15 protein-coding genes are annotated in these 12,444 nt (G+C 72.2%); 7 read left to right on the plus strand and 8 right to left on the minus strand.

Going from position 1 to position 12,444, the window contains the following annotated elements; all coding sequences use genetic code 11:
* Positions 1–15: 15 nt before the first annotated feature.
* Both ispF and DEI99_RS14940 read right to left on the minus strand, forming a co-directional pair.
* Positions 16–1,191, minus strand: a complete 1,176-nt coding sequence (gene ispF / locus DEI99_RS14935; protein WP_111041280.1) for a 2-C-methyl-D-erythritol 2,4-cyclodiphosphate synthase — start codon at positions 1,189–1,191, stop codon at positions 16–18.
* Between the two features lie 49 nt (positions 1,192–1,240).
* Positions 1,241–1,723, minus strand: coding sequence for a CarD family transcriptional regulator (locus tag DEI99_RS14940; RefSeq protein WP_017888066.1), 483 nt, complete (start codon positions 1,721–1,723; stop codon positions 1,241–1,243).
* A 139-nt stretch (positions 1,724–1,862) separates the two neighbouring features.
* On the opposite strand from DEI99_RS14940, the gene DEI99_RS14945 reads away from it, so the two are divergent.
* Positions 1,863–2,402, plus strand: coding sequence for a hypothetical protein (locus DEI99_RS14945; RefSeq protein ID WP_146247085.1), 540 nt, complete (start codon positions 1,863–1,865; stop codon positions 2,400–2,402).
* 96 nt (positions 2,403–2,498) lie between these two features.
* Here the strand turns inward: DEI99_RS14945 and DEI99_RS14950 are convergent, their stop codons facing one another.
* Complete coding sequence (locus tag DEI99_RS14950) at positions 2,499–3,179, minus strand: response regulator (protein WP_071254112.1); 681 nt, start codon at positions 3,177–3,179, stop codon at positions 2,499–2,501.
* Positions 3,176–4,342, minus strand: a complete 1,167-nt coding sequence (locus DEI99_RS14955; RefSeq protein WP_111041282.1) for a sensor histidine kinase — start codon at positions 4,340–4,342, stop codon at positions 3,176–3,178. Before DEI99_RS14955 ends, DEI99_RS14950 begins: the two co-directional genes overlap by 4 nt.
* A gap of 157 nt (positions 4,343–4,499) precedes the next feature.
* On the opposite strand from DEI99_RS14955, the gene phoU reads away from it, so the two are divergent.
* Positions 4,500–5,171: a phosphate signaling complex protein PhoU gene (gene phoU / locus DEI99_RS14960; RefSeq protein WP_071254109.1), complete on the plus strand. Its 672-nt coding sequence runs from the start codon at positions 4,500–4,502 to the stop codon at positions 5,169–5,171.
* Positions 5,172–5,247: 76 nt separating this feature from the next.
* Complete coding sequence (locus DEI99_RS14965) at positions 5,248–5,796, plus strand: P-loop nucleotide/nucleoside kinase family protein (protein ID WP_111041283.1); 549 nt, start codon at positions 5,248–5,250, stop codon at positions 5,794–5,796.
* 248 nt (positions 5,797–6,044) lie between these two features.
* Here DEI99_RS14965 and DEI99_RS14970 read toward each other — a convergent pair whose 3' ends face one another.
* Positions 6,045–6,791, minus strand: a complete 747-nt coding sequence (locus DEI99_RS14970) for a phosphoglyceromutase (protein ID WP_071297081.1) — start codon at positions 6,789–6,791, stop codon at positions 6,045–6,047.
* A 45-nt stretch (positions 6,792–6,836) separates the two neighbouring features.
* Here DEI99_RS14970 and DEI99_RS14975 point away from each other — a divergent pair, with 45 nt between their 5' ends.
* Complete coding sequence (locus DEI99_RS14975; protein WP_071297082.1) at positions 6,837–7,610, plus strand: class I SAM-dependent methyltransferase; 774 nt, start codon at positions 6,837–6,839, stop codon at positions 7,608–7,610.
* Between the two features lie 173 nt (positions 7,611–7,783).
* Here DEI99_RS14975 and ygfZ read toward each other — a convergent pair whose 3' ends face one another.
* The 3 genes from ygfZ to DEI99_RS14990 all read right to left on the minus strand — a co-directional run bounded on the left by ygfZ (position 7,784) and on the right by DEI99_RS14990 (position 9,931).
* Entirely contained in the window at positions 7,784–8,899 is a 1,116-nt protein-coding gene (gene ygfZ / locus DEI99_RS14980; protein ID WP_111041284.1) for a CAF17-like 4Fe-4S cluster assembly/insertion protein YgfZ, read from the minus strand.
* Positions 8,899–9,501, minus strand: a complete 603-nt coding sequence (locus DEI99_RS14985) for a heme-binding beta-barrel domain-containing protein (protein ID WP_071254098.1) — start codon at positions 9,499–9,501, stop codon at positions 8,899–8,901. The genes ygfZ and DEI99_RS14985 overlap by 1 nt, the downstream gene beginning before the upstream one ends.
* Positions 9,502–9,637: 136 nt before the next feature.
* Positions 9,638–9,931 carry a hypothetical protein gene (locus tag DEI99_RS14990; protein WP_284180882.1) on the minus strand — a complete coding sequence of 98 codons (294 nt, stop codon included), beginning with the start codon at positions 9,929–9,931 and terminating at the stop codon, positions 9,638–9,640.
* 204 nt (positions 9,932–10,135) lie between these two features.
* Here DEI99_RS14990 and DEI99_RS14995 point away from each other — a divergent pair, with 204 nt between their 5' ends.
* From DEI99_RS14995 to DEI99_RS15005, 3 genes are all read left to right on the plus strand, one after another.
* Complete coding sequence (locus DEI99_RS14995) at positions 10,136–10,819, plus strand: response regulator transcription factor (RefSeq protein WP_071254096.1); 684 nt, start codon at positions 10,136–10,138, stop codon at positions 10,817–10,819.
* Positions 10,819–11,634 (plus strand): mycothiol synthase, encoded by an 816-nt coding sequence (mshD, locus tag DEI99_RS15000; protein WP_111041286.1) that lies wholly within the window; start codon positions 10,819–10,821, stop codon positions 11,632–11,634. The genes DEI99_RS14995 and mshD overlap by 1 nt, the downstream gene beginning before the upstream one ends.
* A gap of 152 nt (positions 11,635–11,786) precedes the next feature.
* Positions 11,787–12,380, plus strand: a complete 594-nt coding sequence (locus DEI99_RS15005; RefSeq protein ID WP_111041287.1) for a hypothetical protein — start codon at positions 11,787–11,789, stop codon at positions 12,378–12,380.
* Positions 12,381–12,444: the final 64 nt, after the last annotated feature.

Here is a 12,444-nt window from a genome sequence, read left to right on the forward strand (position 1 = left end):
TCCCAGCCTAGGACGTCAGGCCGGACGGATGACGGCCGTGGCGATCGCGGCGAGCCCCTCGCCCCGGCCGGTGAAGCCGAGGCCGTCGGTCGTCGTGCCGGACACCGCGACCGGCGCACCGACCACGGCCGACAGGGCGTCCTGCATCTCGGTCCGTCGTGCACCGATGCGCGGGCGGTTCCCGATCACCTGCACGGTGACGGACACGGGGATCAGGTCCGCGGACGCCAGCATCGCGACCGCACCGCGGACGAAGACGTCGCCCGCCGCACCGGCGTACTGCGGGTCCGACGTGCCGAAGGTCCCGCCGATGTCGCCGAGGCCGCCGGCCGACAGCAGCGCGTCGCACACCGCGTGCGCCACGGCGTCGCCGTCGCTGTGCCCGGAGAGCCCGGGTTCGCCGGGGAAGTCGAGCAGGCCGACCCGGCACGGCGACGCGGCGTCGAACGCGTGCACGTCGACGCCCAGGCCGACCCGGGTGTCGGTGGGAGCCGCAGAGCGGGACCGCACGATGGACTCGGCACGGCCGAGGTCCCAGGGCGTGGTGATCTTGAAGGCGTCGGCGTCGCCCTGGACGGACCGGACCGTGCGACCTGCGGCCCGGAACACGCCGGCGTCGTCGGTCTCGGACTGCTCGGACACGGCGTAGGCCTGCCGGAGCGCACCGAGCGGGAACCCCTGCGGCGTCTGCACGGCGACGAGCGCGGACCGGTCGACGGTCTCGACGACGAGGTCCCCGTCGACGCGCTTGACGGTGTCGACGACCGGCAGTGCGGGGACGAACCCGGCACCGGAGCCGTCGTGCACGGAACCGGCGACCGCGTCGAACACCCGGTCGAACTGGCTGGCGGGGGTCAGGCAGCGGGCCGCGTCGTGCACGAGGACCGTCTCGACGGCGTCGGGCAGCACGGCGAGGCCGGCCTGCACCGAGTCGTGCCGGTCGGCACCCCCGGCGACCACCGCCGTGTACGCCTCGGCAGCACCCGCGACCGCGGCGACCAGCCGACGGCAGTCGTCGAGCAGTGCCGCCGGCGCGACCACGACGACGAGCGTCGGCGCCGCCAGGGTGAAGAGGGGCTCGATCGCCCGCGCGAGCATGAGCGTGCCGGCGACGGGGACGAACGCCTTCGCGGTGCCGATGCCGAGCCGGGTGCCGGACCCCGCCGCGACGACGACGACCGCCCGGTCCACCCCTGCGGGGAACCGTGCGGTCGTCGTCCGTGCTGTCGCGTTCAGTGGCTCAGGAGGCCAGGACCTCGTCGAGGACGGTCGATGCCTTGTCCTCGTCGGTCTTCTCGGCCAGCGCGAGCTCGGAGATCAGGATCTGCCGGGCCTTCGCCAGCATCCGCTTCTCGCCCGCGGAGAGCCCGCGGTCCTGGTCGCGTCGCCAGAGGTCGCGGACGACCTCGGACACCTTGATGACGTCACCGGAAGCGAGCTTCTCGAGGTTCGCCTTGTACCGGCGTGACCAGTTGGTGGGTTCCTCGGTGAACGGCGCCCGGAGGACCTCGAACACCTTGTCGAGTCCTTCCTTGCCGATCACGTCGCGGACGCCGACCAGGTCGACGTTGTCCGCCGGGACCTCGATCGTCAGGTCACCCTGCGTGACGCGCAGTTTCAGGTAGACCTTTTCCTCGCCCTTGATGACGCGCGTCTTGACTTCAGAGATGGTTGCCGCCCCGTGGTGGGGGTAGACGACGGTCTCGCCGACCTCGAATTGCATGTATCAGGCTCCGTTCCCAGACTTCCAGTTTACCACAAGGGCGTTTCGGGTAAGGGGACCCTCAGCACGACGCCCACCCGTCGATCGGTAGGATGGTGCGGGACCGTCCGGTCCTCATCGTGACTTACGGAGGAATCTCTTGCGAGCTCGGGTACTCGTGTCCGTCGCCGTTGCGGCAACCATCGCGCTCGGCGCCACCGGCTGCGAGTTCATGTCGCCCGCGCACACCGTCGACATCAAGCAGATCACGGACGGCGTCAACGTCTCGACCGGCAAGGTGGACGTGCGCAACGCCCTCCTCATCTCGGACGACGGCACCGCGGCGCGCTTCGTCGGCACGCTCGTGAACAACGACGAGCGCGACGCGATCACCGTCTCGGTGGAGATCGGTGGCGACACCGAGACCGTCCTCGTGCCGGCGAACGCGCACGTCGACCTGGCGAACGACTCGCAGCACGCGACGCTCGACTTCGACAGCGCCGACGCCGAGCCGGGCTCGCTGGCGAAGGTGTACTTCTCCTACCCCGACACCGAGGGCGTCTCGGCGAACGTCCCCGTCCTGACCTCCTCGCAGGAGGAGTACGCGACCCTCGCCCCCACCTCGACGCCCACCGGCCAGGTCACGCTGCCGGTCGAGACCCCGTCGGCCACGCCGACGGACGAGCCCTCCGGCGACTGACGCCGAGCGCGTCGCCTCGGCGTCGCTGCGCACCGCTCGGACAGGAGGCCCGGTGCGAGTCCCTGGGACTCGCACCGGGCCTCCTGTCCGTGCGTCTCAGGCCTCGATGCGGTAGCCGAGCCCGCGGACGGTCACCAGGACCTCCGGGGTGGACGGCACGCGCTCGATCTTCGAGCGGATCCGCTTGATGTGCACGTCGAGGGTCTTCGTGTCCCCGAAGTAGTCCGAGCCCCAGACACGGTCGATGAGCTGCCCGCGGGTGAGCACCCGCCCGGCGTTCCGGAGCAGCAGCTCGAGCAGCTCGAACTCCTTGAGCGGCATCGGCGTCTCCGAGCCGTCCACCGACACGGTGTGCCGCTCGACGTCCATCCGGATGCCGCCGACCTGCAGGATCCCGCTGTCCGCCGGGTCGTCCTCGGTGCGGCGGCGCAGGACCGCGCGGATCCGGGCCAGGAGCTCCCGGGTCGAGTACGGCTTCGTCACGTAGTCGTCCGCACCGAGCTCGAGTCCGACGACGATGTCCACCTCGGAGTCCTTCGCGGTGAGCATGATGATCGGCGCGTTCGACCGGGTGCGGATCTGCCGGCACACCTCGGTGCCGCTGAGCCCCGGCAGCATGAGGTCGAGGAGGACGAGGTCGGGGTTCTCGGAGTCGAACTTCGACAGCGCGGTCACGCCGTCGGCCGCGACGGAGGTGTCGTACCCCTCGCGCTGCAGCAGGAACTCCAGGGGCTCGCTCAGGGCCGGCTCGTCGTCGACGATGAGGATCTTGGTCACGATGGCTGCTCTTCCAGTTGCTCTTCGAGTGCTGTGGTCAGTTCGGGGTCCGCCTCGGGCAGGCGGATGGTGAAGGTCGAGCCCTTGCCGGGCTGCGACCAGACGCGCACGTCGCCGCCGTGGTTGCCGACGACGTGCTTGACGATCGCGAGCCCCAGGCCGGTGCCCCCGGTCGCCCGCGACCGCGCGGGGTCGACGCGGTAGAACCGCTCGAAGACCCGGTCGAGGTCGGCCTCGGGGATCCCGACGCCCTGGTCGGTGACCGCGATCTCGACGAAGCCCTTCGACGACCGGACGCCCACCCCGACCCGGGTGCGGTCCGGCGAGTACTTCACGGCGTTCGCGATGAGGTTCGACACGGCGACCTGCAGCAGGCCGGGGTCGCCCATGACGCGGAGCTTCGTCTTCTTCGCCCGGACGAGCTCGATCTGGCGCGCGCGGGCGACGACCTCGTTCGCGTCGACGGCGGCCTGCACGATCTTGTCGATGCCGGTGTCCTCGCTGTTCTGCAGCGCGTCGACCGACTGCAGGCGGGACAGCTCGATGATGTCCTTCGTCAGGGCACCGAGCCGCTCGGACTCGCTGATGAGCTGCGCGGCGAACTTCCGCACGTGCTCGGGCTCGTCGGCGGCGACCACGAGGGTCTCGGCGAGCAGGCCGATCGCGCCGATGGGCGTCTTCAGCTCGTGCGAGATGTTGGCGACGAAGTCGCGGCGCACCTCGTCGATGCGGCGGCTCTCGGTCAGGTCGTCCGCCGTGAGCAGCACGTACCGGTTGCCGAGCTGCGCGGCGCGGAAGCTCAGGTAGCCGATGAGCTCCCCGTGGTGCCCGCGCGGGAGCTCGAGGTCCTCCGAGGCCATCTCGCCGCTCTTCCGCACCCGGTCGACGACGTCGAGCAGCTCGCGGTGCACGAGTCGGCGGCGCACGACGAGCCCGGCGGTGAGCGCCTGCGGCGACGCCGCCACGACGGTGTTCGACGGGTCGACGACGACCGCCGGGTTGTGCATGGTGGCGATCACGGCCGCGACGCCGTCCGGCAGCGATCGCTCCGCCACGTCGGCTGCACGTGCCGTGCGCTCGGCGGTGATGATCAGCACCACGACGCCCGCGCCGAAGATCCCGCCGAGGAGCATCGACAGTGGCACGAGCCACGCGTTGTCCATGCCGCCAGTGTAGGAGTCGTCACACGGGGTTCGGACCCCGTTCACCCGTGCTCGCGGTGGTTCCGGGCCACGAGCGCGAAGCGTTCAGCCGGACGTCACCGTTCGTTCACCTGGGCTGACGACACTCGTCCGGTACGCATCAGAGAGGCACTCCCCCATGCGCGAAGTCTTCCAACAGGAACTCCAGGACGTCCAGGAGCGACTGACCGAGATCGCCGGACTCGTCGAGTCCGCCATCACCCGAGCCACGCAGGCGTTCTCCGACTCGGACGTCGCCCTCGCCGACGAGGTGATCGCCGACGACGCGAAGATCGACGAGGCGGCCAACAGCCTCGACGAGATCGCGATCGACATCCTCGCCCGCCAGGCACCCGTCGCCCGCGACCTGCGCGTCGTCGTGACCGCCCTGCGCGTGAGCTCCTCGCTCGAGCGGATGGGCGACATGGCCGAGCACATCGCCCAGCTCGCCCGGCAGCGCTTCCCCGAGAAGGTCGTGCCGAAGGGCCTCCGCCCCACCTTCAAGGAGATGGGCAAGCACGACGTCGCGATGGCGCAGAAGCTCACGCGTCTGCTCGCGACCGAGGACATCGCACTGTCCGCCGAGATCCGCGACGAGGACGACGCGGTGGACGAGCTGCACGCCAGCGTCTTCGACTTCGTGCTCGGTGAGACCTGGAAGGGCAACCCGATCGACACGGTCGACGCCACCCTGGCCTCGCGCTACCACGAGCGCTTCGCCGACCACGCGGTCTCGATCGCGAAGAAGGTCGAGTACCTGGCGACGGGCGACTGGACCGGCGCCTCGTCGGTGACGGCCTCCCCCGCCTGACCCGACGCCCCGACGTCACCGAGCCGGACGGACCCCACGGTCCGTCCGGCTCGCTGCGTTCTGCGAGGATCGAGGCATGGCACAGGTCGCGATCATCGTCAACGGCATGCCCGGTTCCGGCAAGAGCACGATCGGAACGGCGCTGGCCGAGGTGCTCGGCTGCCCGTTCCTGTCGAAGGACCGCATCAAGGAGCCCCTGGCCGACGTCGTCGGCCCGATGATCGCGTCCCGCCCCCTCGGCGGCATCGCGATGGACACGATGTGGGCCATGGCGCGGGCCGTCGAGAACGGGGTCGTCCTCGACGCCGTCTGGCTGCCGTCACGTGACCGGGACCTGCTGGAGGCGCAGCTCGCCTCCGCCGGGTCGCCCCGCGCCGTCGAGGTGTGGTGCGACACCGACCGCGCGACCGCCGAGGAGCGGCTGCGCGACCGGTACGACCCGGGCACCGTGCCGGTGCGGCACGAGGTGCACGGGGACCTGGCGTCCGTGCTCGGCTTCTGGGACGAGCACGGGGGGACCGCCGGACCGGTCGGGCTGCCCGGCGTCCCGGTGGTCCGCGTCGACACCACCGCGCCGTACGACGTCGGCGCCCTGGTGCAGGAGATCGCGTCGCACTTCGTCTGAACGCGCACGGCTCGTGCGGCCGACCACAGCGGTGGAACCGACCGTGCTGCGGGCGCGACAGGTCCTGGGAGCGGTGATCCGTTCCTCCCGGCAGAGCGACAGGAGTCGGCGGAACACCCGCTGCACACTGTCGCTTTCGCGAAGGTCCGCGTGCGAGCTGCTCGCGCGGCAGGGATCGCACCGGAGCCGGCTCCGGGGCTCGCACGAACGCCCCGTCCGGACTCCGGACGGGGCGTTCTCGTGTGCTGCTACTTCTTGGCGCCCTGGGCAGCCACGGCGGCGGCGCCGGCGGCTGCGGCCTCGGGGTCGAGGTAGTAGGCCGGCTTCGTCGGACGGAAGTCGTCGTCGAGCTCGTACACCAGCGGGATGCCCGTCGGGATGTTCAGCCCGGCGATGTCGTCGTCGGAGATGCCGTCGAGGTGCTTCACGAGCGCGCGGAGCGAGTTGCCGTGCGCGGTGACCAGCACCGTCTTGCCCTCGCCCAGGTCCTTCGTGATGTCGGACTCCCAGTACGGCAGCAGGCGGTCGATCACGAGCTTGAGCGACTCGGTGCGGGGCAGCTGGTCGCCGAGGTCGGCGTAGCGGCGGTCACCGGCCTGCGACCACTCGGCGTCGTCGGCGATGGGGGGCGGCGGGACGTCGAACGAACGGCGCCACTCCATGAACTGCTGCTCGCCGTACTGCTCGAGCGTCTGGGCCTTGTCCTTGCCCTGCAGGTCGCCGTAGTGGCGCTCGTTGAGGCGCCAGTCGCGCTTCACCGGCAGCCACGCCAGGTCGGCCTGGAGCAGCGCGATGTCGGCCGTCTGGATCGCGCGGGTGAGGAGCGAGGTGTAGAGGACGTCGGGGACGATGCCGGACTCGGCGATGAGGTCGCCGGCCCGCTTCGCCTCCTTCTCGCCCAGCTCGCTGAGCCGGACGTCGACCCAACCGGTGAACAGGTTCTTCTGGTTCCAGTCACTGTTGCCGTGACGGAGCAGGACGAGCGTGGAGGTCATGCCCCCGAGTCTACCGAGCAGCACCGGCCCCGTACCCTTGTCCACATGCCCATCGGGAACGTCACGCGCGGCACCACCGGGTACAACCGGCTCCGCCGCGTCGACCGGTGGATCGCCTCGCTGCCGGCCCTGCGACGGAGCGACGACCCGCTCGTCGCGGACGTCGGGTACGGGGCCTCGCCGACGACGACGCTCGAGCTCCGCGACCGGCTGGCGCTCGTCCGGCCGGACGTCGAGGTCACCGGGATCGAGATCGAACCGGCTCGCGTGGCGTTCGCGAACGCGGGCACCCGCGACGGCGTGACCTTCCGGCTCGGCGGCTTCGAGACCCCCACGCCCGGGCAGCGCCGACCGGCCGTGATCCGGGCGTTCAACGTGCTGCGGCAGTACGACGAGTCGGCGGTGGTCGGCTCGTGGCGGATCATGCAGGACCGGCTGCAACCCGGCGGGGCGCTCGTCGAGGGCACGTGCAACGAGGTGGGGCGGGTGGCCTCGTGGGTGACGCTCGACGACGTCGCGCCGCGGACCTTCACGGTGTCGCTGCGGCTCGCCGGGCTCGACGTGCCGAGCATCGTGGCGGAACGGCTGCCGAAGGCCCTCATCCACCGCAACGTGCCCGGCGAACGGGTGCACGCGTTCCTCGGCGACCTCGACCTGTCGTGGGCGGTCGCCGCGCCGCTCGGCACGTACGGGCCCCGGCAGCGGTGGATCGCCACCGTGCGCGGGATGCGGGACCGCGGGTGGCCGGTGCTGCACGGGGTGGCGCGGTGGCGGCTCGGCGAGCTGTCCGTGCCGTGGGCGGCGGTCGAGCCCGCCTGACGTGGGCGCGGTCGTGCCCACCTGACCCGGGCGCGGTCCGGGTCGCGGCCGGGCGGCCGTCCGTCCCGCGCGCCCGAAGCGGACACGAACCGTGGGACCGCGCGGTTCGGGCTCACTTCGGTCGTGCGCAGCGTCCGCCGGCCGGTTCGCCGCGGCGGCAGTCCGGCGGTCGGCTAGGAGCGCTTCACCGCGCCGAGCCTCGGCAGCCGCGGGACGTTCGCCGTCGCACCGGCCCCGGGCGGGACGATCGTCTCCTGCGCCGCGGTCACGACGACGCCGTCGGCCTCGAGCGTCAGCGTCGCCGTCGGGTCGAGGGAGCGCTTCACCACGGCGAGGCCGATCGGCCCGAGCTCGTGGTGCACGGCCGAGGCGGCGAGCCGCCCGACCTGCTGGTCGTCGAGCAGCACGGGCGTGCCCGGCGCGGGCAGCACCGCGTCGGAGCCGTCGAGGTGCAGCTGCACGACCCGACGCGGCGGGTGCCCGAGGTTGTGGACCTTCGCGACGGTCTCCTGGCCGCGGTAGCAGCCCTTCGTCAGGTGCACCGCGGAGCGCAGCCAGTCGAGTTCGTGCGGGATGGTGCGGTCGTCGGTGTCGGACAGGGTCGGGCGCCAGGCGGCGATCCGCAGGGCCTCGTGCGCGAGCAGCCCCGCGACGGGGACGTCCGATGCAGCGATCGCATCCGCGGTGCCGGGGGTGACCACGGCGATGCGGAGGGTCCAGTCGGAGCCGGGGTGGGCCTCCTGGGCGGCGTAGCCCCACCCACCGGGCGTGACGGCGGCCCAGGGGTCGACCCACTCGGCGACGGGCGGTTCCGGCAGGTCCACGGATGCGAAGGGGGCGGCCTCGCCGAACCAGCCGATGGTCGCGAACGCGTCGGAGCGGTCGGCGACCTCGACCCGGAGCATGAAGCGCATCGAGTCGAGCCAGCCGGCGAGCGGCGCCGCGTCGGCGCGCTCGGTGAGCAGCCAGACCGTCGACCCGTCGTCGACGACGCGGGCGGCGTGCTCGACGCGGCCGGCCTGGTCGAGCACGAGGGTCTCGGTGCTGACGCCCGCCGGCAGACCGGTGAGCTGCTGCGAGGTGATCGAGTTGAGCCAGGACAGGCGGTCCGGCCCGGTCACCGTGACGACGCCGGTCCCCAGCTCGACCACGGCGCGGCCCCGGGCGAGCAGGCGCTGCTCACCGATCGGGTTGCCGAAGTGCGCGGCGACCGCCCCGGTGCCCGACGCGTCGTCCGACGCGGCGGCCGAGGCCGAGACGAACCCGTCACGCGCCGCGAACGCCGACATCAGTCGACCTTCGCGAGCTGCCCCGAGGCGTGCGAGGTGAGTTCACGGCCGAGCGCGGCGATGTCCCACGCCCAGAAGAGCTTGCCCTCGACCAGCCCGTACAGGCGGGTGGCGGCGGAGTAGTCCTTCGCGTTCGGCGAGCGCATCACGGCGTCGGTCGACAGGTCGATCCGGCCCTTCAGCACGCGGCCGACGTAGAGCTCGTTGACGCCCGTCGGGTGGATGATCGCGGCCTCGACGTCGAAGCCGTCGGTGGTGTTGCGGAGCGCCTCGACGCTCTCGACCGTGCTGAACGGCGTCGGCCCCTCGCCGAGGAGCATCGCCGGGCCGCGGTCGCCGGGCTCGGTCGGCCGGTCGATCCGCCAGTAGCCCATCTCGGCGGCGAGCGGGGTGTGGTCGTCGTCGAGCAGCCAGGTCGTGGACGAGTAGTTCAGGTACGGCAGGCCGTCGTGGCTGAAGCTGACGCGCTGGCCGAACTCGTACTTGCGGACGTCCTCGTCGTCACCGACGGGGTACTCCACGACGCCGGTGCCCTCCCAGACGCCGACGAGCCACGACAGCGGGACCAGTTCGGGGGCGAGCCCTTCGGGCAGCTCGATCAACGCTGACCCTTGAACAGCTTCACGATCACGGTCACCGAGATGAACGCGATCGCGAGCGACGCCAGGCCGAGGAGGCCGACGTAGAACAGCTCGAGCGCAAGCAGCGAATCCATGCCCCGAGTCTACGCGGAGCGGCTCAACGCGCCAGGAGCACCACCGCGGTGGCGAGCACCACGACGAAGGCGCCGGACGACGCGATGCTGATGCGTTCGACCAGACCGTCCTTCGTGGCCGTGATGAGCTGCAGCACGAAGCTGACCATCACGCAGGCGACGAAGACGAGCAGCAGCCAGGCGAACGCGTCGCGCTCGGTCAGCGTGAGCACGAGCACGGCGCCGACGACGGCCAGCACCCAGACCGGCAGCACGGACGTCAGACGGAGGCGACGCTGGTCGAGGGGCTGCACGGGCTCGGTCACGCGCTCCATCATGGCAGTACGGTCGCTCGTGCGCCGCGGACCGTCCGGCCGGGTGCGGGGTTCCCGACCAGACGGTCGCGTGCGCCGCGGACCGTCCGGCCGGGTGCGGGGTTCCCGACCAGACGGTCGCGTGCGTCGCGGACCGTCCGGCCGGGTGCGGGGTTCCCGACCATCACTAGGATGTGTCCACGACGTCATCCACCCCGCGGAGGTCCTGTGGCACAGCTCCTGGTACTCACCTCGACCGCGCCCGGCGACGTCCTGCCGAGCCTGGGACTCCTGAGCCACCGGATCCGCCACGTGCCGGCCGAGGCCTCGCAGCTGGTGAACGCCCCGCAGAGCGACCTGATGTTCGTGGACGCCCGGACCGACCTGGTCAGCGCGAAGGCCCTGTGCAAGATCCTCGCCTCGTCCGGGTCGACGACGCCGATCGTGCTCGTCGTCACCGAGGGCGGCCTGACCGCGGTCACGAGCGACTGGAACGTCGACGACGTGGTGCTCGAGACCGCCGGCCCGGCCGAGATCGACGCCCGCATCCGGCTGTCGTCCGGCCGCGCGTCGAAGGGGCAGTCCAGCTCGAAGATCCAGGCGTCCGGTGTCGTCATCGACGAGGCCAGCTACTCGGCGAAGGTGCGCGGCCGGCCGCTCGACCTGACCTTCAAGGAGTTCGAGCTCCTGCGCTTCTTCGCCACCCACCCGTCCCGCGTGTTCACCCGCGAGCAGCTGCTCAGCGAGGTCTGGGGCTACGACTACTTCGGCGGCACCCGCACGGTCGACGTGCACGTCCGGCGACTCCGCGCGAAGCTCGGCGACCTCGAGTCGCTCATCGGCACCGTCCGCAACGTCGGCTACCGCTTCAACGTCTACGACGACGAGGCCGAGCGCCTGGCGGGCCAGTAGTGCTCCCCGACCTCGACCGCTTCGTCGTCCCCGACGAGGCACCCCCGTTCTCCGACCAGACCCTGGTCGACGTGCGCGCGGGGCGCGCGACGGTGCTCGGCGACGAGCGCGGGGTCGCGGTCGTGCGCGACGGCGAGCTGGAACTCGTGGTCGCCCGGGAGGCCCGGGGCCGCGGCCTCGGCACCGCCCTCGTCGAGCAGGCGCTCGCCCTGGGCGGCGGGGCCGCTGCGCCCCGGCTCGCGTGGGCGCACGGGGACCACCCCGCGGCCCGGGCGCTCGCGGCGCGGTCCGGCTGGACGGCGGTCCGCACACTCCTGCAGCTCCGCGCACCGATCGCGTCCGACGCGCCGGACCCGGCCGTGCCGGACGGCTACTCCCTCGCCGCGTTCCGGGCCGGCGACCCCGCCGACGAGGCCGACTGGCTCGCCCTGAACGCCGCCGCGTTCGCGCACCACCCGGAACAGGGGCGGATGACCCTGGACGACCTGCACGCGCGCGAGGCCGACGCCTGGTTCGACGGCGACGACCTGCTGCTGCTCCGTGACGCCGCCGGGCGGCTGGCCGGCTCGTGCTGGCTCAAGGTCGAGGACGGCATCGGCGAGTTCTACGCCGTCGCCGTCCGGCCGGACCTGCAGGGGCAGCGGCTCGGCGGCGTGCTCATGCGGGCCGGCACCGCGCGGCTGACCGGTCGCGGGCTGACCGCGGCGGCGCTCTACGTCGAGGGCGACAACGAACCGGCCCTGGCGCTCTACCGCCGCGCCGGCTTCGCGCAGCACGCGATCGACGTGCAGTACGCGGCGCCGTCCGCCGCCTGACCTGCTGGCCTGCTGACCTGCTGACCTGCTGACCTGCTGACCTGCTGACCTGCTGACCTGCTGGCCTGCTGGCCTGCTGGTAGCGTGCGGCGCATGGACCAGGGGGACCGTCAGCGACCGCACGCCGCACGCCGAGCCACGGGGGCGGGACGGTGAACACGACGATCCCGTCGGTCGCGATCGCCATGGCGGCGATGGTCGCGATCCCGGCCGCCGTCACCGCGCTCGTGCATCGGGGCGACCGCCGGCGACCGCCGAGCACGCTCGTCGGCGACGAGGCACCCGGGGCGCTCTTCACGGTCCGCGCCCGCCGGTGGCACCCGGTGCTGCTGCGCGTGTTCGGCATCGTGTTCCTGGTGCTCGGTGCGCTCCTCATGCTGCTCAGCCTCGCCATGAGCGGCGACCCCGAGGCCGCGGGTCCCCTGCTGTTCGGCACCGCCGTCGGCCTGTTCGGCGTCCTGTTCCTGCTGCTCGGCAACGGGATCGCGCGTCGCCGCATCGAGGGCCACGACGACCGGCTCGTCGTCACGCCGATGTTCCGCGCGACGCAGGAGGTCGGTCCCGGGGCGATCTCGCGCATTCGCCCGACGACGAACCGCTTCGGTGGTCTCGACATGCAGGCGAAGGGGTACCCGGGCACGATCACGGTGCTCGCGACAGACGCCGCCTACCCGTACCTGTGCGCGTGGCTCGACCTGCGGGCACCGGGACCGTGGGGCGAGTTCGTCCGGTCCACCACACGCTGACCGCCGTTCACCGCGCGTTCCCACAGCGGCCACCGGAGCCGGTCCGACGGCGGTGGTCGGGTGG

Origin of the sequence: Curtobacterium sp. MCLR17_036 (assembly GCF_003234445.2) — a bacterium.
Classification (GTDB): Bacteria; Actinomycetota; Actinomycetes; order Actinomycetales; family Microbacteriaceae; genus Curtobacterium.

Excerpts from the sequence above, each read along its gene's own strand:
- DEI99_RS14940 (WP_017888066.1), bottom strand. The coding sequence starts at position 1,723 with ATGCAATTCGAGGTCGGCGAGACCGTCGTCTACCCCCACCACGGGGCG.
- DEI99_RS14955 (WP_111041282.1), bottom strand. The coding sequence starts at position 4,342 with ATGGACAACGCGTGGCTCGTGCCACTGTCGATGCTCCTCGGCGGGATC.
- phoU (WP_071254109.1), top strand. The coding sequence starts at position 4,500 with ATGCGCGAAGTCTTCCAACAGGAACTCCAGGACGTCCAGGAGCGACTG.
- DEI99_RS14965 (WP_111041283.1), top strand. The coding sequence starts at position 5,248 with ATGGCACAGGTCGCGATCATCGTCAACGGCATGCCCGGTTCCGGCAAG.
- DEI99_RS14970 (WP_071297081.1), bottom strand. The coding sequence starts at position 6,791 with ATGACCTCCACGCTCGTCCTGCTCCGTCACGGCAACAGTGACTGGAAC.
- DEI99_RS14975 (WP_071297082.1), top strand. The coding sequence starts at position 6,837 with ATGCCCATCGGGAACGTCACGCGCGGCACCACCGGGTACAACCGGCTC.
- ygfZ (WP_111041284.1), bottom strand. The coding sequence starts at position 8,899 with ATGTCGGCGTTCGCGGCGCGTGACGGGTTCGTCTCGGCCTCGGCCGCC.
- DEI99_RS14990 (WP_284180882.1), bottom strand. The coding sequence starts at position 9,931 with ATGATGGAGCGCGTGACCGAGCCCGTGCAGCCCCTCGACCAGCGTCGC.